This is a genomic window from Ruegeria sp. CDSA241 (genome assembly GCF_059611265.1).
In genome coordinates this window covers 202500-227317 of sequence record NZ_JBXWPF010000001.1, presented here as the reverse complement: position 1 = coordinate 227317, position 24818 = coordinate 202500, and the positions used below count along the sequence as shown (strand labels likewise).

Sequence of the window (24818 nt, the reverse complement as noted above, 5' to 3'; positions counted from 1 at the left end):
GATCAGTGCCCCCCTGCAACGCCGAGCGAATAGAGCTCGGAGGGTTCCAGAAGCAGATCCAGCGCCAGTTTGCCACAAACCACCAAGACCAGTGCAGCCAGCAATACGCGCAGCTGCTCGGCAGGCATTCGTGCGCCGATCACCGTTCCGATCTGCGCCCCGATCACGCCGCCGACCAGCAACAACACAGCCAGAACAATGTCGACTGTGTAGTTGGTTGTCGCGTGCAGCATCGTGGTGAACGCTGTTACGAAAATAATCTGGAATAGGGAGGTGCCGACAACGACTTTGGTGGGCATTCCCAGCAGGTAAATCATGGCAGGAACCATGATAAAGCCGCCTCCGACACCCATGATCGCAGAAAGGATACCTACGCTAAGCCCGACCAGGACGGGGGGGATGACCGAGATATAGAGGCCCGATGTACGGAACCGCATTTTGAACGGCATCGCGTGAATCCAGCCGCGCTGACGACGTGCAACAGGGGCGGCGGTGCCCTTTTTGGATTTACGCAGCGCGTTCAGGCTTTCGATGAACATCAAGCTGCCGACGACGCCCAGAAAGACCACGTAACACAGGGTTACGAGCAAATCGACTTGTCCGAGGCTTTTGAGATAGTTGAAGATCACCACCCCGAACGCAGCTCCGATCAGTCCCCCGACCAGCAATACCGTGCCCATCTTCAGGTCGACCGTCTTTCGGCGGAAATGGGCCAGAACACCAGAAAATGACGAGGCGACAATCTGGTTCGCTTCGGTGGCTACGGCAACTGCTGGTGGGATGCCAATGAAAAACAACAGCGGGGTCATCAGAAACCCGCCGCCGACCCCGAACATCCCTGACAGGATGCCGACCATGCCGCCCAACCCCAGCAGCAGAAAGGCGTTTACGGAAACTTCAGCGATAGGAAGGTAAATTTGCATGAGGTACTAGTAATTAGGGCCAGCTGCGTCGCGCAATGTGACACATTCGACTTCTGGAATTTGTGAAAGGGTTCGTATCTGACGCGCAGAATCACGCCCTTGGCGAGGCAGGGTAAAGCAGGGCTGGCGGCTTGGACCAGTCTGAAACTGTGCATCCGCAAAAGGCGTTTTGACAGGGAGTATCCCCTTAGACCAAGCGCAAGACCTAGCATCCGGCACCCCGGCGAGAAACTCTCTCAAATCAGCTGTCACTGGAAACACATCCATGCCCCTTTAGAGCCGTTGCGGCATGTAAAATCAACTCTACATGCCGCCATGCAGCGAACAGGACTGACGTGTGTTTCAAACTGGACCTATTACCGCTCTTTTACATAGGGTTCGCCACCGGCTTTCGGTGGAACGGCCTTGCCGACAAAGCCGGCCAAAATGACGACGGTCAGGATATATGGCAGCGCATCCATGACCTGCACAGGAATCACCACGCCACCCAGGTCAATATTTTGGAACCGCAACGCAACGGCTTGCAACAGTCCGAACAGCAGGCAAGCCCACATCGCGTGCCATGGCCGCCATTTTGCAAAGATCAGCGCCGCCAGCGCGATGAACCCGCGACCGGCAGTCATTTCCTTGACGAATCCAGCTTGCAGGGCCGTGGCCAGATAGGCACCGGCAATGCCGCACAGCACGCCACAGATCGCTACAGCCGCAAAACGCAGCCCAACGACAGAAACCCCGGCCGTATCCACAGCGGCTGGGTTTTCACCCACCGCGCGCAGGCGCAGGCCAAAGCGGGTGCGGTACAAAACCCACCAGGTTGTCGGGACCAGAAGGAAAGACACATAGACCAGGATCGAATGGCCGGACAGCAGCTCGGAATAGATTGGCCCAAGAAATGGGACATCACTCACCGCATCCGCAAAAGGGAAGGTGATCGGTTCAAAGCGCCCTCCGCCGAACAGCGAGGGGGTACGCCCGCCCTGTTTGAACCAGCTTTGCGCGATCAGGACCGTCAGCCCAGAGGCCAGAAAGTTGATGGCGACGCCTGAAATCAGCTGGTTGCCCCGAAAGGTGATCGAGGCCACCCCATGCAGGGCGGACAGAACAAGAGAGGCCGCGATCCCGGCCAGCAATCCCAGCCAGACCGATCCGGTCACGGCGGCGACGGCGGCAGAAAAGAACGCCGCGATCAGCATCTTGCCCTCAAGCCCGATGTCGAAAATACCGGCGCGTTCGGAGTACAGACCGGCCAGACAGGCCAGCAACAGCGGCGTAGCCAGGCGGACGGTCGAATCGAGGACCTGGATGAGGGTAACGAAAGTATCCATCGCTTAGCCCTCCTTCCGCATGGCAAGGAACAGCTTTTCCAGCGGCATGCGGACCATGTTGTCCAAGGCGCCGGTGAACAGGATCACCAGGGCCTGAATGACCACGATAAGCTCGCGTGGGATCGACGTCCACAACGCCAGCTCGGCCCCGCCCTGATAGAGGAAACCAAACAGCAGCGCCGCCAGAAACACCCCAAACGGATGGGATCGACCCATCAGCGCCACGGCGATACCGATAAAGCCAGCGCCCTCGGTCGAGTTCAGAACCAGCCGCTCTGCCTCACCCATCACGTTGTTCGTGGCCATCAGACCAGCCAGCGCGCCCGAGATCAGCATGGCGATGATGGTGATCCGAACCGGAGAAATACCGGCATAGACGGCACCGGTTTCCGAATGCCCATAGGCGCGGATCTCATAGCCCAGCCGGGTGCGCCAGATCAGCGCCCAAACGATCACACAGGCCAGGACTGCAACAAAGAATGAGATATTGGCAGGTGCGCCACGGAATACGACGTTTTCAGCGGTCGAGAACATCGACTGGAACGTCGGCAGATGCACCGCCTCGGGGAAGCGTGCAGTTGCCGGGTCTTGCGAGCCCTGCGGGCGCATGACGTTGACCAGCATATAGTTCAGCAAGGCAGCAGCGATGAAGTTGAACATGATCGTGGTGATCACGATATGGCTGCCGCGTTTGGCCTGCAGATAGGCCGGAATGGCCGCCCAAGCGGCCCCAAACACCATCGATGCGGCACAGGCGGCCAGCAAGGCGATGCTCCAATGCGGCCAGTCGATGTAAAGGCACACCACCGCCACGCCAAGCCCGCCCAGCATCGCCTGACCTTCGCCACCGATATTGAACAGCCGTGCGTGAAAGGCGACCGCCACAGCGAGTCCGGTGAACATGAAATTCGTGGCGTAATACAGCGTATAGCCCCAGCCATAGGTCGATCCCAGCGCGCCGGTGACCATCAGGTTCACCGCTTCGATCGGGTTTTCGCCAATGGCGAGGATCACCAGCGCCGACAGGATTGCAGCCAGAAGCAGACTGATCACCGGGATCAGAACGACATCGGCCCATTTGGGCATTTTTTCCATGTTACGCTGCCTCTCCCGCAACACCGGCCATCAACAGGCCAAGTTCTTTTTCATCAGTTTCATGGGGCAGGCGTTCGCCCATGATATGTCCGTCAAACATGACCGCGATTCGATCCGACAGCGAGAAAATCTCTTCCAGCTCGACCGAGACCAGCAGGATCGCCTTGCCCTGGTCGCGCAGATCGACGATCTGTTTGTGAATGAATTCGATCGCCCCGATATCCACGCCTCGGGTCGGCTGACCGACCAACAGCAGGTCCGGGTTACGTTCGATTTCACGCGCGACGACGATCTTCTGCTGATTGCCGCCCGAAAAGCTTTTAGCCGACAGCCAGGGGTTCGGCGGGCGCACATCGAATTTTTCGATCTTGGCTTCGGTATCGGCGCGCAGGGCGGCGTTATCCATGAAGAGGCCACGCTTATAGGCCGGGTCTCGGTGATAGCCGAAGGCCACGTTCTCCCAGGCGTGGAAATCCATGATCAGGCCTTCGCGCTGGCGGTCTTCGGGCACATGCGCAATGTGCTGCGCGCGCCGCGCCTGGCCATCTGACCCCGCCCCGCTGAGCGCAAGCGGCGTGCCGTTCAGTTTGATCTGGCCCTGGCCCGGGCGCATCCCGCCCAGAACCTCTAGCAGTTCGGATTGGCCATTGCCGGCGACGCCTGCGATGCCCACGATCTCACCAGCGCGCACGGTCAAGTCGATGCCTTTGACACGCTCGACGCCCGCGCTGTCGAAAACACGCAGGTTTTCAATCTCGAGGATGGGCTTACCGGGCTGTGCCGGAACCTTGTCGACCTGCAGCAGAACCTTGCGGCCCACCATCAGCTCGGCCAGTTCTTCGGGGCTGGTCTCGGCGGTTTTCACGGTGGCCGTCATTTGCCCGCGGCGCATGACCGACACGGTGTCGGTGTTTTCCATGATCTCGCGCAGTTTGTGGGTGATCACGATGATCGTCTTCCCCTCGGCCCGCAGCCGGTCGAGGATGCGGAACAGCTGATCCGCCTCGGATGGGGTCAGCACGCCGGTTGGTTCGTCCAGAATCAGGATCTCGGCCTTGCGATACAGCGCCTTAAGAATCTCAACCCTTTGCTGCATCCCCACACCGATTTCGTCGATACGCTTGTCGGGGTCAACGAACAGTTCGTATTCTTCTTCCAGCTCTTTCAACTCTTTGCGGGCTTTATTCAGGGACGGGGCCAACAGCCTTCCATCCTCGGCGCCCAGCACGATGTTTTCCAGAACGGTAAAATTCTCGACCAGTTTGAAATGCTGAAACACCATCCCGATGCCCGAGGCGATCGCGGCCTGGCTGTCAGGGATTTCGGTCTTTTGACCATTGATCCAGATTTCACCTTTGTCGGCTTTGTAAAAGCCGTAGAGAATGCTCATCAGCGTGGATTTGCCCGCACCGTTTTCACCGATGATCCCATGGATCGTACCGGGGGCGACGCTGATGGAAATGTCTTTGTTGGCCTGAACCGGCCCAAAGGATTTGGATATCCCTTTGAGCTCAATGGCGGGGACGGTCATGTCTTGTCCTCAGTTGCCGAAAGGACTGCCCGGTCATCCCGGTGCAGCAAAGTGGAATCGGGCCGGGAGCATCACCCCCGACCCGCGCGATATCAGAACTGCAGTGCTGGGCAGCTGTCGTTCTCGTAATAGCTGACAACTGAAACATTGCCGTCGATGATGTCCTGACGGGCTTTGTCGACTGCTGCTTTCATATCATCCGAAACCAGCGGAGCGTTGTTGTCGTCGATCGCATAGCCAACGCCGTCTTCGGCCAGACCCATGATATATACGCCGGTCTCAACGTTCTCGCCTGCGCTCATCGCCTCGTAAACAGCGACGTCCACGCGCTTCAGCATCGAGGTCAGAACTTTGCCCGGGTGCAGGTGGTTCTGGTTGCTGTCGACACCGATTGACAGGATGCCTTCGTCAGCAGCGGTTTGCAGAACACCAACACCGGTGCCGCCAGCTGCGGCATAGACCACGTCGGCACCCTGGCTGATTTGTGCCTTTGTCAGTTCCGAGCCCTTAACCGGGTCGTTCCATGCCGCAGGCGTTGTGCCGGTCATGTTGGCAACCACGTTGATATCGGGGTTCACCGCCTTGGCACCCTGAGCATAGCCGCAGCCAAAGTGACGGATCAGCGGAACATCCATGCCGCCGATGAAGCCAACAGTCCCGGATTCGGATGCCATCGCCGCCATCATACCAACGAGGTAAGACCCTTCGTGTTCAGCGAATCCAACCTGACGCAGGTTAGGCGCGTCCAGCCAGGTTACATCGACAACGACAAATTTCGTGTCCGGATAGTCGGCAACAACCGCGCTGAGCGGGTCAGCCATACCGAAACCCATGGTGATGATCGGGTTCGAGCCTGCTTCGGCAAAGCGGCGCAGGGCCTGTTCGCGTTGCGCTTCGGACTGCATTTCGATCTCGCGGTATGTGCCGCCCGTTTCTTCCGCCCAGCGTGAGGCGCCGTTATGCGCGGCTTCGTTGAACGATTTGTCGAACTTGCCGCCCAGATCAAAGATCAGTGCCGGTTCGGCCAGTGCGGCACCCGCTGTCAGTGCAACCGCCGCTGCGGCGCCCATCAAGGATTTCATCAGGGTCATTTGTTACTCCCGTTTGTTTTTTCGGTCGGAGCCAAGATAGCCCCGTTTACCCACTGTTAGCGAGCATAACCGTTGTGATGGCGGGAATTAAGGCCGTTTGCAACCGCCGCGGTCAACAGATTTTTGACCATTTGGTCCAAGAAAATTCGCGGCCTGTCTCAGGTTAAATTGCATTCCATGACGATGGCATCAATTTTCTGATTATTTTCAACCGTATAGTAATTCTTGCGCGTGCCGCACACACGATACCCGCAATGCTTGTAAAGTGTAATCGCGGGCTGGTTGGCGATGGAAACATCCAGAATCGCCCGGATAGCGCCCAGTTTTTTGGCAGCCGTGTGCCATTCGACCATACGTTTCCTAGCCAGTCCCTGACGCTGAACTGTGGGATGGGTGGCAATCGTCAGCAGTTCGGCATCGTCAGCGATTGCCTGAAAAAGGGCAAAGGACTGGGTGTCGCCGACGATTTGGGTAAAGCGATTCTGCAGCAGCTCTGCAAACTCTGTGGCGGTCCAGGGGCGCGCTTGCGTAAAAGCCGCCGCATGGGTATCGGCCAGGTCTTCCGGGGTCATCCGTCCAGCAACATCGGCGGTTGATCCTTGGAGGGCGCCGCGTCTGCGGGGCGTATGTACAGGGGGGCCGGTGCCTCGGTCGTAGTCTGCCATCTTTGCGCTGCCACGCGGGCAATAGCGCAGACCTGAGCCTTTGGGTTGTCGTTGAACATCAGCGTACCCAGCGATTCTGCCTGATCAAGCTGGATCAGTGCCGGTTCCATATCAGGCTGCGAAACATAGACCTGATCTCTGGGCGCGCGAATTGCGGGCAACGCATCGCTGTCCAGGACAGCAAGCGCGTCAAAGCCCGATACGCCAATGGCCGGTATACCCAGACCTAAGGCCAGACCCCGCGCGGCCGAGACCGAGATGCGTATTCCGGTGAAATTACCGGGGCCTATTCCAACGCCGATCGCTGACAGGTCGCGCCATGAGCATTGTTCTGATGACAGCACCTCTTCGAGCAGCGGCATCAGACGTTCGGCTTGTCCCCGCGACATGGGCTCGACACAAGACGCCACAATCCGGTCACCGCGCAACAAAGCGGCCGCGCAATGCGCGGCCGATGTGTCAAACGCCAGAATGATAGGATCAGACGGCAACAGGGCGAACCTCGGTCACTTCGGGAATGTAATGACGCAGTAGGTTTTCGATCCCCATCTTCAATGTCAGTGTCGATGATGGGCAGCCTGCACAGGCCCCTTGCATATGCAGGTAGACAACGCCGCGGTCAAAACCGTGAAACGTGATGTCGCCCCCGTCCTGCGCGACTGCCGGGCGCACCCGGCTGTCCAGCAGGTCTTTGATCTGGTTGACCACTTCGGCGTCCTCACCGCTGTGTTCAGCATGGCCCGAACCCGCATTGGCATCCGCGCCCATGATCGGCTGGCCGGACTGGTAATGCTCCATCACCGCGCCCAGAATGGCGGGTTTGATGTGGTCCCACTGAACGTCGTCCGCTTTGGTCACGGTCACGAAGTCATTGCCGAAAAAGACTCCGGTCACGCCACTCACTGCGAAAATGCGGTTGGCCAGCGGCGACTTTTCCGCAGCCTCAGCCGATGGGAAATCTGCAGTGCCCGCTTCCAGCACGGTCTGGCCGGGCAGGAATTTCAGGGTTGCAGGGTTCGGTGTGGATTCGGTCTGGATGAACATGGCGCGGCTCCGTATCTGTTGTCTCTGATATGCGGGTCCACGAGCTGGAAGTCAAGAATTGGAACGATTCTAAATTTCTGCAGCTGAGCTTATCGCATCGTCCAGCCGATCATCGCCCCAAAACAGCTCGTCACCGACCAGAAAGCTGGGCGCGCCAAAAAGCCCTTTGGCCTGAGCGGTTTTTGTCTGCGCGATAAGCGCTGCTTTGATCGCCGGATTCTGGGTCTGGGAAAGTAAATCAGCGGCAAGCCCGGCTGAGCTGAGGCATCCGGCCAAAACAGCCTCATCCGCGATGTTCTGCCCTTGGGCAAATTCGGCAGAATAGACGGCGCGCACAAAGGCAGCTTTTTGCCCCTGATCTTCAATCGCCAATGTTAACCTGGCCGCTTTCAAGCCGTTCTGCGGAAAAGGATCGGGCCGGACAAATGGCAAGCCGCGCTGGGCGGTCAGGCGTTCCATATCCCGCCACATGTACCGGCCTTTTGCCGGGTACAGATTGAACGGAGAATTATCCCACCCTTGGGCGGCAAAGATCGGCCCCAGCAGAAAAGGCTGCCATTCAACCGACACGCCATGGCGGGCGGCGACCTCTTCGATACGCATCGCGCTGAGATAGGAATAGGTCGAGGCGAATTCGAACCAGAATTGAATGCTGCGCTGCATCGGTGTGGCCTCAGGTAATCGCTTCGAGTTTTTCTTTGCTCAGATCACCGGGAACAATAGTGATTGGGATCGGCAGGCTGCCTGAGTTTTTGGTCAGTTGAGTCACCAATGGGCCAGGTCCCTTTTTGTCGGTGCCTGCACCCAGAACCAGAACGCCGATATCAGGATCGGATTGCACATGCTCGATGATCTGGGCAACGGGCTCGCCTTCGCGGATGGCCAGTTCAGGATCAACGTCTTGCTTGTCGCGCATCCATTTTGCGAAAACTTCAAAATGCGCATGGATACGCTCGCGCGCTTCTTCACGCATGACGGTGGCAACGCCGATCCAATGGTTGAATTCGTCCGGTGGGATTACCGACAGGATTGTTACGCCGCCGCCGGTATGGGCCGCGCGCATAGCCGCGAATCGCATCGCATTCAGGCATTCGCGACTGTCATCCAGAACCACTAGGAACTTGCGCATGGGTGTCCTCATTCATTTCCGGGGATCATGCCCGACTAGGTGCGTGCTGGCAACCAGAGCCTAACGCCCACTGGCGGCCCAGTCCCAATACAGGTCGCGTGCACGCCGGGCGACGGGCCCGACCTGAAACCGGGTGTCCTCCAGCGCGGTCACCGGGGTGATCTTGCTCATGTTGCCAGTCATGAATACCTCGTCGGCCCCGTAGAAATCCTCGAAACTCAGAACCGCCTCATGCACAGCCACGCCGTCGGCCCGCAGGTTTTTGATATGTCGTGCACGGGTGATGCCGGCAAGGAAGGTGCCGTTGGGGACGGGGGTAAAGACCTCGCCGTCGCGGACCATAAAGATATTGGCGGTTGCGGTTTCGGCTACGTTGCCCAATGCGTCAGCCACCAAAGCATTCGAAAACCCGTTCGCACGTACCTCGTTCAGCATCCGTGCGTTGTTGGGATACAGGCACCCGGCCTTGGCATTCACCACTGCTGATTCCAGTACCGGACGGCGGAATCGGGTCAGTCCCAGCGTGTCCGAGGCGGTCTCAGGCGCCATCGGAATCTCTTCCAGGCAGACAGCAAACCCGGTGCTGTTTTCCTGCGGTACGATCGCTGTCGCATCTCCGTCGATGCCCCAATACATCGGGCGGATATACACGGCCGCGTCGGGCGCATAGGCTTCAAGCCCTTCCAGCACGATCTCGACCATCTGGTCTTTAGTGACGGTCGGGGTCAGCATCAGCGCCTCGGCAGAGCGGTTCACGCGGGCGCAATGGGCCTCCAGATCCGGGGTCAGCCCGTTGAAGAACCGCGCGCCGTCAAAGACGGATGATCCCAGCCACGCACCATGATCCGCAGCGCGCATGATCGGTGCATCCCCATCATGCCATTGCCCGTTGAAATAGGTGCGGATGTTCTTGCCGACTGCCATGACGCCCTCCCAAGCTTTGAGGCAAACCTAGGAAGGCGTTAAGGCAACGTCCAGAGCCAATCAGCCCCGTTTCGCACCAACCATGCCGACGATGTCATAGGTCTGCTGCAGGATCGGGGCTGCAATCGCCCGCGCCTTTTCTGCGCCATTGGCCAGAATGCGATCAATCTCGGCCTCTTCACCCATCAGGCGGGCCATTTCGGTCGAGATCGGAGACAGTTTGGCAACCGCCAGATCGGCCAGCATCGGTTTGAACTCGCCAAATTGCTTGCCGCCAACGTCGGCCAGAACCTGATCCGCCGTCTGATCGCTGAGGGCGGCGTAGATATTCACCAGATTGCGGGCCTCGGGGCGGTTGTCCAAGCCATCGACTTCCGAAGGCAGAGCGTCCGGGTCGGTCTTGGCCTTTCGGATTTTCTTGGCGATCGTCTCGGCATCATCGGTCATGTTGATCCGGGTCATGTCAGAGGGGTCGGATTTGGACATCTTTTTTGACCCATCGCGCAAGCTCATGACCCGAGTTGCCGCACCTTTGATGACGGGTTCGGTCAACGGAAAAAAATCGACGCCATAGTCATGATTGAACTTAGTTGCGATATCTCGGGTTAGTTCCAGGTGTTGCTTTTGATCATCTCCGACGGGTACATGTGTCGCGTGATATACAAGGATATCTGCGGCCATAAGCGCCGGATAGGCGAATAGGCCCAACGATGCATTCTGTGCGTTCTTGCCAGCCTTATCTTTGAACTGTGTCATGCGCTGCATCCAGCCAAGCCGGGCAACGCAGTTAAAAATCCATGCTAGTTGCGCGTGCTCAGGAACCTGGCTTTGGTTAAACAGGATCGATTTTTCGGGATCTAATCCTGATGCGATATACCCCGCGCACAGCTCACGCGTTGCGTGCTGCAACTCTTTGGGGTCCTGCCAAACGGTGATCGCGTGCAAATCGACCATACAGTAGATTGTCTGATAGTCGGACCCTTGCATCCGAACCCAGTTCCGCAATGCGCCCAAATAGTTGCCAAGGTGCAGGTTACCGGATGGCTGTGCACCGGAAAACACGCGCGGCGTGAACTTGGAATCGGTCATCGAAGGGAACTCCCGTCTGGAAAAATCAGCCCCCGTCGCTTACCCATGAGGCAAAGGGACGTCAACAGCCGCGAAAGGCCCGCCCAATGAGCAGTGAGCATTATACACCCGCCGTGAACCCTCTGCCGCCCGTGGTGGTGGCTTTGTGTGTGTTCATCATGGGGGTTGAACTGGCATTTACTCTAGGTACGCGCGGGATCATTGGGGGGCCAACTGCTGTAGGCTGGCGCCTGGACGCTTTGCAGCACTATTCGTTTTCGCCGGATATCTTCGACTGGATGGTGGAAAACGGGCGCTGGCCGTTCGAGCATCTGATCCGCTTTGTCACCTATCCGTTTGTATCCGGTACGTTCACACAGGCCATCTTTGTCTGCGTCTTTGTGCTGGCCATGGGTAAAATGGTGGCCGAGGTTTTTGGCAGCGTTCAGATGCTGGTGATCTTTGTGCTGTCGGGCGTGGGTGGTGCGCTGGCTTATGCACTGTTGCTGGATCCGCGCTTTCCGCTGGTGGGTGGGTTCCCTCCGGTCTATGGGCTGATCGGAGCGTTTACGTGGATATTATGGCGCAAGCTGTCGCTGGTGGGCGCAAACCAATCCCGCGCCTTCAGCCTGATCGCCGTTTTGATGGGCATTCAGTTGTTGTTCGGCCTGCTGTTTGGCGGAACGCTGGACTGGGTGGCTGATCTGGGCGGTTTTGCCACTGGTTTTGCCCTGTCGTTCCTGGTTGCTCCGGGGGGGTGGGCGCGGATTGTCGGGCGCATCCGACGCGACTGATCAGGATCGACGCAGAGCCTTTCTGAACTCGGAAAGTTTGAATGCACCAATCAGGTGGCCGAGCAGGAAATACGTGACTGCAGCAACGATGATCAAACCGAGCAGTGCCAGGTAACGCCAGCCTTCCAGGGCAAAGGCCCAGCCAAACAGCTCAATAGCGGCATACAGGACAGCTCCCATCCCCAGGGACGCCGCAATGATCCGCCATGCCCTGTTCTTGAACCGGTCGTCAAACTGCGCTTCTTCCCCCATTTTTCGCGCGCCCAAGGCCAGCAGTCCAACCATGGCCCATCCGGCCACCGAGGCGGCAATCGCAGGTGCGAACCATCCCACCAACGGATACAGCCCGAAAGCCAGTGCAGCGTTCACGACCATCGCAAACACTGCATAGTGAAAGGGCGAGCGTGTATCTTCACGCGCGAAATACAAAGGCTGCAACAATTTCTGCAGCATGAACGCGGGCAGGCCGATGCCATAGATCGCCACGGCAAGTGCGGTGGCGGCGGTGTCTTCGGGGGTGAACTGTCCGCGCTCGAACAGAACCGAGACCAGCTGGGTGGGGATGAGCACAAAGGCAACGGTCGACGGGATGGTCAACAGCAACGTAAACTCACCTGCGCGAGAAAACGCATCGCGGGCGCCCGATTTGTCCCCAGCGCGCAGGCGGCGAGATAGATCGGGTAACAGGACGATGCCGACGGCGATGCCCACGACGCCCAATGGCAACTGGTACAAGCGATCCGCTGCAAACAACCAGCTGACGGCCTTTTCGGTTTTCGAAGCAACCAGCTGGCCCACCACCAGATTGACCTGTGTAACCCCCATGGCCAAGGCGGCCGGAACCGCAATGCGGACCATGTTGCGCATTTCAGGGCTGAGTTTCGGCAGGCCCGGGCGGATACGGATGCCCGCACGTTCGGTTGCAACCCAGACCAGCGCTAGCTGCGCAACACCAGCGATGGGGATGACGGCGATCAGCCAACGGATGACCTCTCCGCCTGATATAGCGCCGGCGATCAGTGCTATGCAGGCAAAGATGTTCAGTAAAATCGGCGCGGCGGCGGCAGCCGCGAAACGGCCGGTTGCGTTCAGCACGCCCGAGAACAGCGCCGCAAGCGACATGAAAAAGATGTAGGGAAAGACCACATATCCATAATCAACGGCAAGGTCGAAGCGGTCGTCACCGTAAAAGCCCTCAGCCGTCAGCCAGACCAGACCAGGCATGAAAACCATCGCCAGCCCGACCAGCGCCAGCACCGCCACGGCCAGCAGGTTGAACGCGTCCTGTGCAAAGCCTTGCGCGTTTTCCCCGCCTTCCAGCCGTTTGGAAAACATCGGCACAAAGGCTGCGTTAAACGCACCTTCGGCAAAGAAGCGGCGGAACATGTTGGGCAGGCGAAAGGCGGCGACGAATGCATCCATTACTGGCCCGGGCCCGATGTAGGCGGTCAGCAGGATTTCCCGTAGAAAGCCCAGAATACGGCTGGCCAGGGTCCAGAACCCGACAGTGAACAGGCCTGAAAACAGCCGGATCTGCTTCATGAGACCGCGCGCTCGGCGCCTTCGGAGATGGCCTTGCGCAGCTTGGTCTCAAGCCCGCGCTGCTTGCTTTCCGAGTGATATTTCAACCCAAACATATCCTTGACGTAAAAGGTGTCCACCACCTGTTCGCCATAGGTAGCGATCACCGCATTGGCGATATAGACATTGGCGGCAGCAAGCGTTCGTGTCAGATCATAGAGCAGGCCGGGCCTGTCCCGGGTATCGACCTCGATGATCGTGTAGATCTCGGACCCGTCATTGTCGAAGATGATATGGGTCGGCACGTTAAAGGCCCGTTCGCGTTTCTTGATCTTGTCGCGTGATTTAAGGGCATCCCGCGCCACGACCTCGCCTTTCAGGGTCTTGTGGATCATCTGTGTCAGGCGCGGCAAGCGGCTGGCCTCGAACGGGTGTCCATCGGCGTCCTGAATCCAGAACGCATCGGTGACATAGCCGTCTTTGGTGGTGTAACTGCGCGCATCAACCACATTAGCCCCGACCAGCGCCAAAGCGCCTGCGATACGGGCAAAAATGCCGGGGTGATCACCCATGGCAAAGCAGGCCCGCGTCGCATCGCGGTCTTCATCCGGGTGCAGACGGATTTCCATCGCGCCAGCATCACCGCTGCGGTCCAGCTCTTTCAGCATCTCGGCAAATTCTACATGGGTCGAAAGGTTCAGGCCCTGCCAATAGGGGTCATAGTGCCGACCCGTCTCGGTTTTGAGGGCGGCTTTTGTCCATCCCGCCAGCTCGGCCCGCAACGCCTTTTTGGCACCGGCACCGCGATTGGCACGGTTGAGGTCTTCCATCCCGGTCTCAAGCGCGCGCTTGGTTTCTGCATGCAGCGCGCGTAGCAGGGTGGCTTTCCAGTTGTTCCAGGTGTTGGGTCCAACGCCGCGAATGTCGCAGACGGTCAACACGGTCAGTAGGTCCAGCCTTTTGACCGTTTTCACGGCCTTGGCAAAGTCGCGCACCGTGCGCGGGTCGGAAATATCGCGTTTCTGCGCCATGTCCGACATCAACAAGTGATAACGCACCAGCCATTCCACGGTTTCTGAATCCGATTTGTTCAGACCCAGCCGAGGTGCAATCTTGCGGGCCATCTGTGCGCCCAAAATCGAATGATCCTCGGGTCGCCCCTTAGCAATGTCATGGATCAGCAGGGCAACATACAGAACCTTGCGATTGACCCCGTCCTCCAGGATTGAAGACGCCAGCGGCAGGGATTCCCCCAACTCTCCGCGTTCAATCTGGGCCAGATTGACGATGCACTGAATGGTGTGCTCATCCACCGTATAGCTGTGGTACATGTTGAACTGCATCATCGCCACGATGTGTTCGAACTCGGGCAGAAAGGCCGACAGCACCCCCAGTTCGTTCATGCGGCGCAGGGCGCGTTCCGGGTTGCCGTGTTTCAGCATCAGGTCGAGAAAGATGCGCCGCGCCTCTTTGTCTTCGCGCATGTCGTCATCAATCAGGTTCAGGTTGGCGCTGACCAGCCGCATCGCGTCCGGGTGGATCAGCATGCCGGTGCGCAGACCTTCCTCGAACAGGCGCAGAAGGTTCAGCTTGTCCGCCAGAAACTTGTTCGGGTCGGCTACATCCAGACGTCCATGGACGACTTTATATCCGGCTTTGATCCTGGGGCGGCGGCGGAAAATACGCTCTAGCAGAGGCGCGCCTTTCATATGCGTCGCCTCGAGTTTGGTCAGGAAGATGCGCGTCAGCTCGCCAACCTTCGTGGCCTCGCGGAAATAGCGCTGCATAAACACTTCGACCGCCCGACGACCGACCCGGTCTTCGTATCCCATTCTGGAAGCAACCTCGACCTGCATGTCAAAGGTCAGTTGTTCGGTTGCGCGCCCGGTCACCAGATGCAAATGCGAGCGAACGGCCCACAGGAAATCCTCGGCTTCCACAAAAGTGCTGAATTCCTCGGGGGTGAACAGACCCAGCGGTACCAACTCGGCCACGTCCTGAACGCCGTAAATATATTTGGCAATCCAGTAGAGCGATTGCAGGTCGCGCAATCCGCCTTTGCCCTCTTTTACGTTGGGCTCGACCATATACCGCTCGCCCTGTTTCAGATGGCGCGCGTCGCGTTCCTGCAGCTTGGCCTCGATGAACTGGCGCTCAGTGCCTTTGAACAGATCGTCTTTCAGGCGCGTTTCCAACTCATTTGCCAGATCGGCGTCGCCAGCCAAATAGCGCTGTTCCAACATCGCGGTGCGAATGGTGAAATCCTCGGATCCCAGGCGCAGGCAATCCTTGATGGTGCGCGAAGAATGCCCGACCTTCAGCCGCAGATCCCACAGGATATACAACATGGATTCGATCACACTCTCTGCCCAGGCAGTGATTTTGTAGGGGGTCAGAAACAGCAGATCGACATCCGAGGACGGGGCCATTTCCCCGCGCCCATAGCCGCCCACTGCCAGCACGGCCATTTTTTCTCCCTGTGTCGGCGTGGCCAGCGGGTGAAGCTCGCGACTGGCCACTTGCATCGCGGTGCAGACCAGCCCGTCGGTCAGGTAGGTATAGGAATGGGTCAGCCGCCGCGCGTCAAATGGATCGCGGACAAAGGCATCGGCGATTGCCTGACGACCGGATTTCTGGACGTTGCGCAAAATCCGCACGGTTTCGCCGCGCCTTTCGGCGTTATCAGATGTCTTGTCGAAGGCCTCTGACAGCTGTGCCATAACGGCTGCGCTGTCAAAGATTTCTTCGGGCTGGCAAATCAGGTCACCCCTTGGGATGAGTGTCAGAGCCAGCCGATCAGAATCCGGCGCCAGAGAAGCTTTGGGGGGCAGGGTCAATCACAACCACCTGTTTGTTCTGGATCGTGGCAATGGCCAGACCACGTTCATTCGTACCGTTGGGTCGCAGACGGAAGATACCGCCAACGCCCTGAAAACCGGCGTTCTGAGTTAGGGCAGATGCGGTCAGAGCGTCGGATTTGCCCTGGCTGACCAAGGCAGCAATCGCGGCTATGCCATCATAGGCTAGGCCACTGATCGGATGTGGTGCCTCGCCATAGGTGTTGTTGTACCGCTGACGATAAGCCTGTGCCTTGGATGGGTCCGGCAATGCGAACCAGCCACCCTGAACGCCTGGCAGTTCCAGTGTCTGGGCCGGGATGTCCCAGCGGGTCAGGCCCATATATTGCGTGGTTGCCGGGGAAACGCCTGCTTCTGGTAGAAGCTGGGAATACAGCGGCAACGCCCCTGCTGTGGTCGAAGTCAGAAAGATCGAATCCGCCCCCGAGGACGCTACAGTAGCCTTGATTGTCGGCACCGAGTTGATGACCCCCTGCTGAGAGCGGTCATAGCCGACCGTGCCTGCATTACCCACTCGGCTGTTGCTCAGCGCGGTTGCGATAGCCGATTGTCCAAGCCGCCCTGCGGCATCGTTGCTATGCACGATGACCGTTCCGGTCTTGCCGCGCGAACCGGCATAGTTGACCAACCGGTTGGCGGTGTTTTCAAAAGTGGGGCCGAGCACGAAGACATTGCCGCCTGCGATGCTGGTATTGTTCGAAAACGACAGCAGGTTGACCTTGTTGTTCAGTACCGCAAGACCAGCTGAGTTTGCCGCCTGGGCGTAGACCGGACCGATGATTATCTTTGCACCGTCTGCCACGGCTTGCTGCGCGACTGTTGCGGCGGTACCCGAATTGCCCCGGGTGTCGTAGACCCGCAAATCAATCTGTACATTCTGCAGATCGGACATCGCCAGGCGGGCTGCGTTTTCAAGGCTGCGCGCCAGTTCAGCGTCCCCGGAATTTCCAGATCCAGCCGGAACCAGCAAAGCAACCGGTACAGGTTTTGAAGTGTTGATCGACGGGCCTCCGCCGATACTGCTGACGTCACACGCCGTCAGAATGGTCGCGGTGGCCAAGACGGCGGCTGCACGCGCCAACTTGCGAACGGGCTTGCAAACGGTAAACATCTAAATGAAAACTCCCTGATCCGGCGGCTTGGGATGCTGCCATTATTTGCGCCGCGATAATAGACGTCACGCTGTGAGGGTCCAGCTTTGAATTTTCAAAAAGTCAAATTGGGCACGGGCCTGTATTTTGTTGCCACTCCGATCGGGGCGGCGCGCGACATTACACTCAGGGCGCTAGACGTGTTGGCGTCGGCGGATATGATCGCCGCCGAAGACACGCGCAGCCTGCGCCGGTTGATGGAGATTCACGGCGTTCCTCTCGAGGGGCGCCGCATTCTTGCCTATCACGATCACAGCGGTGCAGGCGCCCGCGGCAAAATCCTGGACGCGCTGGCTGAGGGGAAATCGGTGGCCTATGCGTCTGAGGCCGGAATGCCTCTGATCGCGGACCCGGGATATGATCTGGGACGACAGGCGGCCGAGGCGGGGCATACTGTCACCTGCGCGCCGGGGCCGTCCGCCGCGCTGATGGCGCTGACGCTGGCCGGTTTACCGACGGATGCCTTTTTCTTTGCGGGGTTTTTGCCCAATGCCTCAGGCGCGCGCCGGACGCGGATCGAGACGCTGCGAGATGTGCCTGGGACGTTGGTATTTTATGAATCTCCGAAACGTGTGGCGTCCTGTCTGTCGGATCTAGCCGAGGTTCTAGGGGAAAACAGGCAGGCCGCGATGTGCCGCGAATTAACCAAGAAATTCGAAGAAGTTCGGCGCGGGTCGCTGGCAGAGCTGGCAGAAGAATTGGCGAGTCAGACGGTCAAAGGCGAAATTGTTCTGCTGGTAGACCGTGGCGCTTCGGAAACTGTTAACGATTCAGACATAGAAGAGGCTTTGATACGCGCCCTGGAAACTCATTCAGTACGCGATGCGGCGGATTTGGTGTCGCAGATGTATAAACTGCCGCGTCGACCGATCTATCAGAAGGCGCTGAAACTCGGGAAAAGGTAAGATGACCTCACGCAGCACTGTCCGAAGTTCGGTTTCTTATCATGCGGGTCAGGCGGCGGAACAGCAGGTTGCGGCAGATTACGAGCGGCGGGGATATTCCATAGCACATCGCCGTTGGCGCGGGGCAGGGGGCGAGATTGATCTGATCGTCCGCAACGGCGATGGATTGGTTTTCGTCGAGGTCAAGAAAAGCACAAGCTTTGAGATGGCTGCTGCCCGGATCAAACGGCGCCAGATGGACCGTATCTGTGCCTCGGCTGCCCAATTTCTGGAAGGGGAACCCAACGGCCAGCTGACAAATGTTCGGTTTGATGCGGCTTTGGTGGATGCGTTCGGCGCGGTGCAAATCATCGAAAACGCCTTTGATCAGGTCTGACCCCATTGAACCCCCGGCCTGGCTGGGCCATGTATCTGGCGTGAAACTGAGGGACACGCCATGAAAATTGCCTTTCAGATGGACCCGATCGGGGCCGTGGATATCAATGCCGACAGCTCATTCCGTCTGGCCGAAGAGGCACAGGCGCGCGGGCATACGCTGTTCTTCTACAGCCCTGACAAACTGGCTTATCAGGAGGGCCGGATCACGGCCCGCGGCCACGATATGACGGTGCAGCGCGTGGCTGGAAACCCGGCAGAATTGGGGCCCGAGCGCGAGGTTGATCTGGCCGAGTTCGACGTGGTCTGGCTGCGTCAGGATCCCCCGTTTGACATGCACTATATCACTTCCACCCACCTGCTGGACCGGCTTAAGGGACAGGCGCTGGTGGTAAATGATCCATTCTGGGTTCGGAACTATCCCGAAAAACTCCTGGTGCTGGATTTCCCTGATCTGACGCCACCGACAACCATCGCCCGCGATCTGCAGACGATTAAGGCGTTCAAAGAAAAGCACGGCGATATTATCCTGAAACCGCTTTATGGAAATGGCGGTGCGGGGGTGTTCCGGTTGGATGGCAACGACCGGAACCTGACATCTTTGCACGAATTGTTCACCGGGTTTTCGCGCGAACCTCTGATCGTTCAGAAATTCCTGCCCGATGTCAGCAATGGCGACAAACGGGTCATTCTGGTGGACGGTCAGGCTGTGGGTGCAATCAACCGTGTTCCCGCCAAAGGTGAAACACGATCCAACATGCATGTGGGGGGACGGCCCGAAAAGGTTGGTCTGACGGATCGCGATCTTGAGATTTGCGCAGCCATTGGACCTTTGTTGAAGGAAAAAGGGCAGGTTTTTGTTGGTATCGATGTAATCGGCGATTACCTGACCGAGATCAACGTGACTTCGCCAACCGGAATTCAGGAATTGGAACGGTTTGATGGCGTGAACATCGCAGAAAAGATTTGGCAGGCCATCGAAGCCAGGCTTTAAGATGCAATATTGGCGCTGATGCGAAAGCTCAGCGCCTCGGCCACATGGGGTCTTCGGACATCTGATGCGCCGTCCAGATCGGCGATGGTGCGCGCGACCCGCAAGATGCGGTGAAAGGCGCGCGCTGACAAACCAAATTTCTCGGCCGCTTTCAACAGCAGCTCTTTTCCTTCGGCATCCGGCGCGGCGATTTCTTCCAGCACATTGCCCTCAACATCCGCATTCTGGCGCGCGGACGTTCCAGTGTATCTTTGCGCTTGAACCGCACGCGTCTGCTCGACACGCGCGGCAACCGTGGCCGAACTGTCCCCGGATGGAGGCAGGTCAAGGTCGGTGAACCCGACCGGAGGCACCTCGATCCTCAGGTCGAACCGATCTATCAGCGGGCCTGATATGCGCCCCAGATAATCCTCGCCGCAGACCGGCGCACGCGAGCAGGCCCGCGCCGGATCTGTCAGGTAGCCGCATTTGCAGGGGTTGGCGGCGGCAACCAGCATAAAGCGGCAGGGATATTTCACATGCGCATTGGCACGTGCAATCATGACTTCTCCGGTTTCGATGGGTTGGCGCAGGGTTTCCAGAACGGTTCGTGGGAATTCGGGAAATTCATCCATGAACAAAACCCCGTTATGGGCCAATGAGATTTCTCCTGGTTTGGCTCCTTTCCCTCCACCAACAATGGCCGCCATCGATGCCGTATGATGCGGCTCGCGAAATGGTCTGGTGCGGCTGATGCCGCCTTCGTCAAGCAGGCCGCACAGGGATTGGATCATCGAGGTTTCAAGCGCCTCGGTCGGTGTCAGCGGCGGCAATATCCCCGGCAGGCGCGCGGCCAGCATGGATTTCCCGGACCCCGGCGTGCCGATCATCATCAGGTGGTGCCGCCCTGCGGCGGCAATCTCCAACGCGCGTTTCGCCCGCTCCTGCCCTTTGACATCGCGCAGGTCGCGGGTGCTGGGGGAAAGGTTGACCTCGCCGGGCAGGGCAGCGGGCAAAGGGGCTTGGCCCGAGAAGTGGCGGACAACATCGCCCAAAGATTCAGCGCCGATCACCTGAGTAGCGTCAACCCAAGCCGCCTCGGCGCTGGAGGCCCGAGGGCACAGCAGGGTTCGGTCCTCGGCCGCGGCGGTCATCGCGGCAGGAAGCGCCCCGACAACAGGCACAAGAGACCCGTCCAGTGACAATTCCCCCAGTGAAACGGCCCCTTCAGCCGCGTCCTTGGGAATGATTTCCAGGGCTGACAACAGAGCCACCGCAATGGGCAGGTCGAAATGGCTGCCTTCTTTGGGCAGGTCAGCGGGGGATAGGTTGATGGTGATACGCTTTGACGGCAGGGCAATGGCCATCGAGCTTAGCGCGCTTCGGACGCGATCGCGGGCCTCTGAAACTGCTTTGTCGGGCAGGCCGACGATGGAAAAGGCAGGCAACCCCGGTGAAACCGCGCATTGCACCTCGACCGGGCGGGCGTCGACACCTTGAAAGGCGACTGTATGAGAACGAGCGACCATGAACGACCTGCTTGGTTAACAGGTCGTTACTGGCACGCCGCCGGTTTAGGAATCGTTAACGGCGCTGACCATCTGAGTGAATTTCGGCCATGCCTCCGGATCGGCGAGGGTTTTGTCGCGGCAGAACCGATTGCAGAATCCCCAGCGCTGACCGTCCAGGTCCAGAAAATCTGTGACGGGCTCTCCGGAATAGGGGCAGGTCTGGTTGACCGAGGGACCGCTCTGGGCGGCCACAGCAGACGATGCCCCGCCGATTGGCCAGGGATCCGATTGAAGGTCCAGCGAATACGGGAAAGGGTCGTACTGGACTGTCAGACCCATCGCACGCCACTGCCTGACAACCGGATCCGACAGGAGGGTCAGGCAATAGTCCCGGTTGGCGTCCGAAACAGGTAGCCCATAACCGATGATCCGCGCGGCAACGGGCGTGTAAAACACATCCACCAAAGAATATGTACCGAACAAAGGGCCGGTGTTCGCCCCAGACACTTGGCGCGCATGATCCCAAAGGGTTTCGATCCGGCGCAGGTCAGCAAGCGTTTCGGCCGCCGGTTCGAAACCCTTCCAACTATGAAGCAGCTGCATCGCGCATTCCCCGCGGAGGGCTGAAAACCCGGCCACCATCTCGGTGCAAAGCCACCGTGCAGTGGCGCGGGCAGCCGCGTCAGAGGGCCACAATCCGACCTGTGGGTGGCGCTCAGCGAAGGTCTCGGCCATGGCAAGGCTTTCACCAACCACAGTTCCGTCTGGCAGGCGCAGAGCAGGCACCAGACGCGCCGGGAACAGGGGTTTCATATCCTCGGCCATAGTGCCTGAATAAAGGCCGATCATGTGGTTTCGATAGGGCAGGTCGAACTTTTCCAGCATCAACCAACCACGCAAGGACCAACTGGAAAACAGGCGGTCTCCGATAAACAAATCATAGGTCATGGGTCTAGGATGACTCAAGCTATTCAATCCGTAAAACAGAGATTTGTGCGCGGCCTGATCACGGGCAGTGATTGATCCGACCGACCGACCAACCGTCGCCGTGATGAGTAATCTCAGTCACGGAAAGATTGTCGATCCGGTGGCCGAAAGCCTCTTGCGCGTCCACATCCATGGCACGCTGGACCTGTGTCAGGATGACGCCGAAATGGGCAACAATGATCAGGTCCTGGCCGGTGTGATCGCCAATCAACCTGTCAATAACCGCGTTGACGCGGGCTCGGACTTCATTCCAGCTTTCGCCGTTTGGCGGGCGAACTTCACCGGGATTGTCCCAGTAGGCGAAGGTTAGTTCGGGGTCTTCGGCCTCGATTTCCTCGAACCCGCGCAATTCCCAACTGCCAAAATTGATCTCTCGCAGGTCGGGGTGGTGGGGCAGGCGGTGCCGGGTGCCCTGTACCGCCGAAGCCGTGTCAACGGCACGGCACAGGTCGGATGAGATCAACAACCCGTTGGCCGGCAAGTAGCTTTTTAGCCGGCCAATGGCGGCGTGGTCGCTTAGGTCAGCAGGCAGATTGGACCAGCCGACCATGGTTTTGGCATGGGTCGGACCGTGCCTGACTAGATGCAGACGCGTCATGGCAGTTGCCCTTTCAACACCACAGGAAGCCCGGCGGTGACCTGAACCACCAGATCAGCCTGCGCGGCGAGCGCGATGTTCAGGCGGCCTTGCGCCTCACGGAATTGGCGAGACAGGGCGTTGCCCGGGACGATCCCGTGGCCAACCTCGTTCGAGACGATGACGACCGGGGCAGGACAGTCTCGTAACGCATCAATCAGTGCTGTCTGGGCCTGCTGCAGGTCGTGTTCCGCCAGCAGGTGATTGGTTAGCCACATGGTAGCACAATCTATCAGACAGATCTGATCCGGGGTCAGCTCGGCCAGCGTTGCGCCAAGGTCCAGGGGGGTCTCGATCGTTTCCCAACCGCTGCCGCGCTGTGAAACATGGCGCTTAACCTTATCGCGCATCTCATCATCAAACACTTGTGATGTAGCCAGATAAACGCGGCTTTTCCGTGATAAAACAACAAGTTGCTCGGCGAATGCCGACTTGCCTGAGGCTGCTCCGCCCAGCACAAAGGTTAAATCCGAACCCACGATCATTACCTTTTAAGTGATCCACCTGGTGTTGTTCTGCGTATCGACCATGGGTCGGCAAGGCAAGCCCGGGCCGCGCCAGCGAAAAAGGGAGATTTCCATGGCACTGGACAGCGCAAACGATTTCTCGATGTCGCGCAGGGCGATGAAGGCCGAGTTACTGGATGCAGAAACCGAGTTGAAGCTGGCCTATGCCTGGCGCGACCAGCGCGATGAAAAGGCGCTGCACCGGTTAATCACTGCCTATATGCGACTGGCAATTTCGATGGCGGCCAAGTTCAAACGTTATGGCGCGCCGATGAACGATCTGATCCAAGAGGCCGGATTGGGTCTGATGAAGGCCGCTGACAAATTTGACCCGGATCGCGGGGTTCGGTTCTCGACCTATGCCGTCTGGTGGATCAAGGCGAGTATCCAGGACTATGTAATGCGAAACTGGTCAATGGTTCGGACCGGGTCCACCTCTGCCCAGAAATCCCTGTTTTTCAACATGCGTCGCGTCCAGGCCCGGCTTGAACGCGAAGCGGCCACTGATGGAATGGCGCTGGACCGTCACCAGTTGCACCAGATGATAGCAGCCGAGATCGGTGTTCCGTTGCGCGACGTTGAGATGATGCAAGGCCGGCTGGCAGGGTCGGATTTCTCGTTGAACGCTGTGCAATCTACGGATGAAGACGGGCGCGAATGGATCGACGCGTTAGAGGATGACCGGGCACAGGCCGCTGAAACCGTTGAAAACAAGCACGACACCGAACAGTTGCGCGAATGGTTGGTGATGGCGATGCAGGCCCTCAACGACCGAGAGCGCTTCATCGTGCGTGAACGCAAGCTGCGCGAACCGGTGCGCACACTGGAAAGTCTGGGTCAGGAACTGGGCCTGTCGAAAGAGAGGGTGCGTCAGCTTGAAGCCGCGGCTTTTGTAAAAATGCGTAAGAACCTTGAAGCTCAATCGCGCGAGGTGCAACACTTCATCGCATGAAACAGATTGCGATTCTGATGTGTACGCTGATGGTTATGGCTGGGTCCGGTCATGCCGATGACCTGATCCCTGACGATGTCGCGGCAGCGATGCGAATGGCAGACGTTGTTTTGCTGGGCGAAACCCATGACAATCCCCGCCATCATCTGGTTCAGGAACAGGCGATTACATTGATCGACCCCTCCGCTGTAGTCTGGGAAATGGTCACCGAGGAAGGCGCGCAGCGCCTGGCGCAAAAAGCGGCGTCCGATCCCGAAGAACTGTCACGCATCCTGCGTTGGGCGGAATCCGGCTGGCCCCCTCTCAGCCTGTATTACCCGATCTTTCAGGCCACGGATGCGCCGGTCTATGGCGCAATGGTCCCGCGTAAGGCAGCGCGTACAGCGATGGAACGTGGCGCTGCAACTGCGCTAGGCGCTGACGCAGCGCGATTTGGGTTGACCGTACCTCTGTCAAAGGCGGAACAGGCGGCGCGCGAGGCTGACCAGATGGCGGCGCATTGCGATGCGCTGCCGGAAAGCGCTCTGCCGCAGCTGGTTGCGATCCAAAGGTTGCGCGATGCGGTGCTGGCACGGGCCATATTGCGTGCCGTTGACGAAACCGGTGGCCCGGTTGCAGTTATCACCGGAAATGGCCACGCACGAAAGGACCGCGGTATTCCGACATTCCTGTCGCGTCTGCGTCCGGGTCTTAAAGTGTATGTCCTGGGTCAGTCTGAAGACGGTACGATCCAAGGGGACTATGATGCAGTCATCGACAGCCCGACCGCGGACCGAGAAGACCCCTGCCTGGCCTTTCAACCGCAGAATTAACCGCTGGAACTGTCGGGCGCGCTTGCCTAATGTCGGGGCCG

The 24818-nt window shown here is 58.6% G+C and carries 25 protein-coding genes; 6 read left to right on the top strand and 19 right to left on the bottom strand.

Annotated features, from left to right (window positions below):
* Positions 1–2: 2 nt before the first annotated feature.
* The 12 genes from AC2FJV_RS01110 to trpS all read right to left on the bottom strand — a co-directional run bounded on the left by AC2FJV_RS01110 (position 3) and on the right by trpS (position 10816).
* Entirely contained in the window at positions 3–923 is a 921-nt protein-coding gene (locus AC2FJV_RS01110; protein ID WP_142635531.1) for a sulfite exporter TauE/SafE family protein, read from the bottom strand.
* 356 nt (positions 924–1279) lie between these two features.
* Entirely contained in the window at positions 1280–2248 is a 969-nt protein-coding gene (locus AC2FJV_RS01105; protein WP_142635533.1) for an ABC transporter permease, read from the bottom strand.
* Positions 2249–2251: 3 nt separating this feature from the next.
* Positions 2252–3343 (bottom strand): ABC transporter permease, encoded by a 1092-nt coding sequence (locus AC2FJV_RS01100; protein ID WP_142635535.1) that lies wholly within the window; start codon positions 3341–3343, stop codon positions 2252–2254.
* A gap of 1 nt (position 3344) precedes the next feature.
* On the bottom strand, positions 3345–4874 hold the full coding sequence (locus AC2FJV_RS01095) for an ABC transporter ATP-binding protein (protein ID WP_496688964.1): 1530 nt from the start codon (positions 4872–4874) through the stop codon (positions 3345–3347).
* A 92-nt stretch (positions 4875–4966) separates the two neighbouring features.
* Positions 4967–5965 carry a BMP family lipoprotein gene (locus AC2FJV_RS01090; RefSeq protein WP_142635539.1) on the bottom strand — a complete coding sequence of 333 codons (999 nt, stop codon included), beginning with the start codon at positions 5963–5965 and terminating at the stop codon, positions 4967–4969.
* Positions 5966–6123: 158 nt separating this feature from the next.
* The gene (locus AC2FJV_RS01085) at positions 6124–6537 is read right to left on the bottom strand and encodes a GNAT family N-acetyltransferase (RefSeq protein WP_496712134.1); all 414 of its coding nucleotides are present in this window, start codon (positions 6535–6537) and stop codon (positions 6124–6126) included.
* Entirely contained in the window at positions 6534–7121 is a 588-nt protein-coding gene (gene tsaB / locus AC2FJV_RS01080) for a tRNA (adenosine(37)-N6)-threonylcarbamoyltransferase complex dimerization subunit type 1 TsaB (RefSeq protein ID WP_271948392.1), read from the bottom strand. Before tsaB ends, AC2FJV_RS01085 begins: the two co-directional genes overlap by 4 nt.
* Positions 7111–7674 carry a NifU family protein gene (locus AC2FJV_RS01075; protein ID WP_271948391.1) on the bottom strand — a complete coding sequence of 188 codons (564 nt, stop codon included), beginning with the start codon at positions 7672–7674 and terminating at the stop codon, positions 7111–7113. The genes tsaB and AC2FJV_RS01075 overlap by 11 nt, the downstream gene beginning before the upstream one ends.
* 69 nt (positions 7675–7743) lie before the next feature.
* Positions 7744–8337 carry a 2-hydroxychromene-2-carboxylate isomerase gene (locus AC2FJV_RS01070; RefSeq protein WP_496712132.1) on the bottom strand — a complete coding sequence of 198 codons (594 nt, stop codon included), beginning with the start codon at positions 8335–8337 and terminating at the stop codon, positions 7744–7746.
* A 10-nt stretch (positions 8338–8347) separates the two neighbouring features.
* Positions 8348–8803: a universal stress protein gene (locus AC2FJV_RS01065; protein WP_142635548.1), complete on the bottom strand. Its 456-nt coding sequence runs from the start codon at positions 8801–8803 to the stop codon at positions 8348–8350.
* Between the two features lie 60 nt (positions 8804–8863).
* The gene (locus AC2FJV_RS01060; protein ID WP_496693589.1) at positions 8864–9727 is read right to left on the bottom strand and encodes a branched-chain amino acid aminotransferase; all 864 of its coding nucleotides are present in this window, start codon (positions 9725–9727) and stop codon (positions 8864–8866) included.
* 60 nt (positions 9728–9787) lie between these two features.
* A complete protein-coding gene (gene trpS, locus AC2FJV_RS01055) occupies positions 9788–10816 on the bottom strand; it encodes a tryptophan--tRNA ligase (protein ID WP_281995207.1) in 1029 nt (342 codons plus the stop codon).
* Positions 10817–10902: 86 nt separating this feature from the next.
* Between trpS and AC2FJV_RS01050 the strand changes: the two genes are divergently transcribed.
* Complete coding sequence (locus AC2FJV_RS01050; protein WP_142635554.1) at positions 10903–11589, top strand: rhomboid family intramembrane serine protease; 687 nt, start codon at positions 10903–10905, stop codon at positions 11587–11589.
* Here AC2FJV_RS01050 and murJ read toward each other — a convergent pair whose 3' ends face one another.
* Genes murJ through AC2FJV_RS01035 form a run of 3 tightly spaced genes read right to left on the bottom strand, consistent with a single transcriptional unit; the run spans position 11590 to position 17079 of the window.
* Entirely contained in the window at positions 11590–13131 is a 1542-nt protein-coding gene (gene murJ, locus AC2FJV_RS01045; RefSeq protein WP_271948384.1) for a murein biosynthesis integral membrane protein MurJ, read from the bottom strand.
* Positions 13128–15947, bottom strand: coding sequence for a [protein-PII] uridylyltransferase (locus AC2FJV_RS01040; RefSeq protein WP_496712129.1), 2820 nt, complete (start codon positions 15945–15947; stop codon positions 13128–13130). Before AC2FJV_RS01040 ends, murJ begins: the two co-directional genes overlap by 4 nt.
* Entirely contained in the window at positions 15907–17079 is a 1173-nt protein-coding gene (locus AC2FJV_RS01035) for a penicillin-binding protein activator (protein ID WP_142635560.1), read from the bottom strand. Before AC2FJV_RS01035 ends, AC2FJV_RS01040 begins: the two co-directional genes overlap by 41 nt.
* An 87-nt stretch (positions 17080–17166) precedes the next feature.
* Between AC2FJV_RS01035 and rsmI the strand changes: the two genes are divergently transcribed.
* From rsmI to gshB, 3 genes are read left to right on the top strand one after another with little or no spacing between them, the layout of a single operon-like run.
* Complete coding sequence (gene rsmI, locus AC2FJV_RS01030; protein ID WP_496693592.1) at positions 17167–18024, top strand: 16S rRNA (cytidine(1402)-2'-O)-methyltransferase; 858 nt, start codon at positions 17167–17169, stop codon at positions 18022–18024.
* A gap of 1 nt (position 18025) precedes the next feature.
* The gene (locus AC2FJV_RS01025; RefSeq protein ID WP_142635564.1) at positions 18026–18400 is read left to right on the top strand and encodes a YraN family protein; all 375 of its coding nucleotides are present in this window, start codon (positions 18026–18028) and stop codon (positions 18398–18400) included.
* Positions 18401–18460: 60 nt separating this feature from the next.
* Positions 18461–19393, top strand: a complete 933-nt coding sequence (gene gshB / locus AC2FJV_RS01020; protein ID WP_281995201.1) for a glutathione synthase — start codon at positions 18461–18463, stop codon at positions 19391–19393.
* Here gshB and AC2FJV_RS01015 read toward each other — a convergent pair.
* Genes AC2FJV_RS01015 through cobU form a run of 4 tightly spaced genes read right to left on the bottom strand, consistent with a single transcriptional unit; the run spans position 19390 to position 22986 of the window.
* The gene (locus AC2FJV_RS01015; RefSeq protein ID WP_282021625.1) at positions 19390–20901 is read right to left on the bottom strand and encodes a YifB family Mg chelatase-like AAA ATPase; all 1512 of its coding nucleotides are present in this window, start codon (positions 20899–20901) and stop codon (positions 19390–19392) included. The genes gshB and AC2FJV_RS01015 overlap by 4 nt on opposite strands.
* Before the next feature lie 45 nt (positions 20902–20946).
* Positions 20947–21831: a glutathione S-transferase N-terminal domain-containing protein gene (locus AC2FJV_RS01010; protein WP_496712127.1), complete on the bottom strand. Its 885-nt coding sequence runs from the start codon at positions 21829–21831 to the stop codon at positions 20947–20949.
* A 58-nt stretch (positions 21832–21889) separates the two neighbouring features.
* A complete protein-coding gene (locus AC2FJV_RS01005; RefSeq protein WP_496688947.1) occupies positions 21890–22468 on the bottom strand; it encodes a histidine phosphatase family protein in 579 nt (192 codons plus the stop codon).
* Positions 22465–22986: a bifunctional adenosylcobinamide kinase/adenosylcobinamide-phosphate guanylyltransferase gene (cobU, locus tag AC2FJV_RS01000; RefSeq protein WP_496688945.1), complete on the bottom strand. Its 522-nt coding sequence runs from the start codon at positions 22984–22986 to the stop codon at positions 22465–22467. Before cobU ends, AC2FJV_RS01005 begins: the two co-directional genes overlap by 4 nt.
* A 100-nt stretch (positions 22987–23086) precedes the next feature.
* On the opposite strand from cobU, the gene AC2FJV_RS00995 reads away from it, so the two are divergent.
* Positions 23087–23965, top strand: coding sequence for an RNA polymerase factor sigma-32 (locus AC2FJV_RS00995; protein ID WP_281972522.1), 879 nt, complete (start codon positions 23087–23089; stop codon positions 23963–23965).
* The gene (locus AC2FJV_RS00990) at positions 23962–24777 is read left to right on the top strand and encodes a ChaN family lipoprotein (RefSeq protein ID WP_496688943.1); all 816 of its coding nucleotides are present in this window, start codon (positions 23962–23964) and stop codon (positions 24775–24777) included. Before AC2FJV_RS00995 ends, AC2FJV_RS00990 begins: the two co-directional genes overlap by 4 nt.
* Positions 24778–24818 lie beyond the last annotated feature (41 nt).

Excerpts from the sequence above, each read along its gene's own strand:
- AC2FJV_RS01110 (WP_142635531.1), bottom strand. The coding sequence starts at position 923 with ATGCAAATTTACCTTCCTATCGCTGAAGTTTCCGTAAACGCCTTTCTG.
- AC2FJV_RS01105 (WP_142635533.1), bottom strand. The coding sequence starts at position 2,248 with ATGGATACTTTCGTTACCCTCATCCAGGTCCTCGATTCGACCGTCCGC.
- AC2FJV_RS01100 (WP_142635535.1), bottom strand. The coding sequence starts at position 3,343 with ATGGAAAAAATGCCCAAATGGGCCGATGTCGTTCTGATCCCGGTGATC.
- AC2FJV_RS01095 (WP_496688964.1), bottom strand. The coding sequence starts at position 4,874 with ATGACCGTCCCCGCCATTGAGCTCAAAGGGATATCCAAATCCTTTGGG.
- AC2FJV_RS01090 (WP_142635539.1), bottom strand. The coding sequence starts at position 5,965 with ATGACCCTGATGAAATCCTTGATGGGCGCCGCAGCGGCGGTTGCACTG.
- AC2FJV_RS01085 (WP_496712134.1), bottom strand. The coding sequence starts at position 6,537 with ATGACCCCGGAAGACCTGGCCGATACCCATGCGGCGGCTTTTACGCAA.
- AC2FJV_RS01075 (WP_271948391.1), bottom strand. The coding sequence starts at position 7,674 with ATGTTCATCCAGACCGAATCCACACCGAACCCTGCAACCCTGAAATTC.
- AC2FJV_RS01070 (WP_496712132.1), bottom strand. The coding sequence starts at position 8,337 with ATGCAGCGCAGCATTCAATTCTGGTTCGAATTCGCCTCGACCTATTCC.
- AC2FJV_RS01065 (WP_142635548.1), bottom strand. The coding sequence starts at position 8,803 with ATGCGCAAGTTCCTAGTGGTTCTGGATGACAGTCGCGAATGCCTGAAT.
- AC2FJV_RS01060 (WP_496693589.1), bottom strand. The coding sequence starts at position 9,727 with ATGGCAGTCGGCAAGAACATCCGCACCTATTTCAACGGGCAATGGCAT.
- trpS (WP_281995207.1), bottom strand. The coding sequence starts at position 10,816 with ATGACCGATTCCAAGTTCACGCCGCGCGTGTTTTCCGGTGCACAGCCA.
- AC2FJV_RS01050 (WP_142635554.1), top strand. The coding sequence starts at position 10,903 with ATGAGCAGTGAGCATTATACACCCGCCGTGAACCCTCTGCCGCCCGTG.
- murJ (WP_271948384.1), bottom strand. The coding sequence starts at position 13,131 with ATGAAGCAGATCCGGCTGTTTTCAGGCCTGTTCACTGTCGGGTTCTGG.
- AC2FJV_RS01035 (WP_142635560.1), bottom strand. The coding sequence starts at position 17,079 with ATGTTTACCGTTTGCAAGCCCGTTCGCAAGTTGGCGCGTGCAGCCGCC.
- AC2FJV_RS01025 (WP_142635564.1), top strand. The coding sequence starts at position 18,026 with ATGACCTCACGCAGCACTGTCCGAAGTTCGGTTTCTTATCATGCGGGT.
- gshB (WP_281995201.1), top strand. The coding sequence starts at position 18,461 with ATGAAAATTGCCTTTCAGATGGACCCGATCGGGGCCGTGGATATCAAT.
- AC2FJV_RS01015 (WP_282021625.1), bottom strand. The coding sequence starts at position 20,901 with ATGGTCGCTCGTTCTCATACAGTCGCCTTTCAAGGTGTCGACGCCCGC.
- AC2FJV_RS01010 (WP_496712127.1), bottom strand. The coding sequence starts at position 21,831 with ATGACCTATGATTTGTTTATCGGAGACCGCCTGTTTTCCAGTTGGTCC.
- AC2FJV_RS01005 (WP_496688947.1), bottom strand. The coding sequence starts at position 22,468 with ATGACGCGTCTGCATCTAGTCAGGCACGGTCCGACCCATGCCAAAACC.
- AC2FJV_RS00995 (WP_281972522.1), top strand. The coding sequence starts at position 23,087 with ATGGCACTGGACAGCGCAAACGATTTCTCGATGTCGCGCAGGGCGATG.
- AC2FJV_RS00990 (WP_496688943.1), top strand. The coding sequence starts at position 23,962 with ATGAAACAGATTGCGATTCTGATGTGTACGCTGATGGTTATGGCTGGG.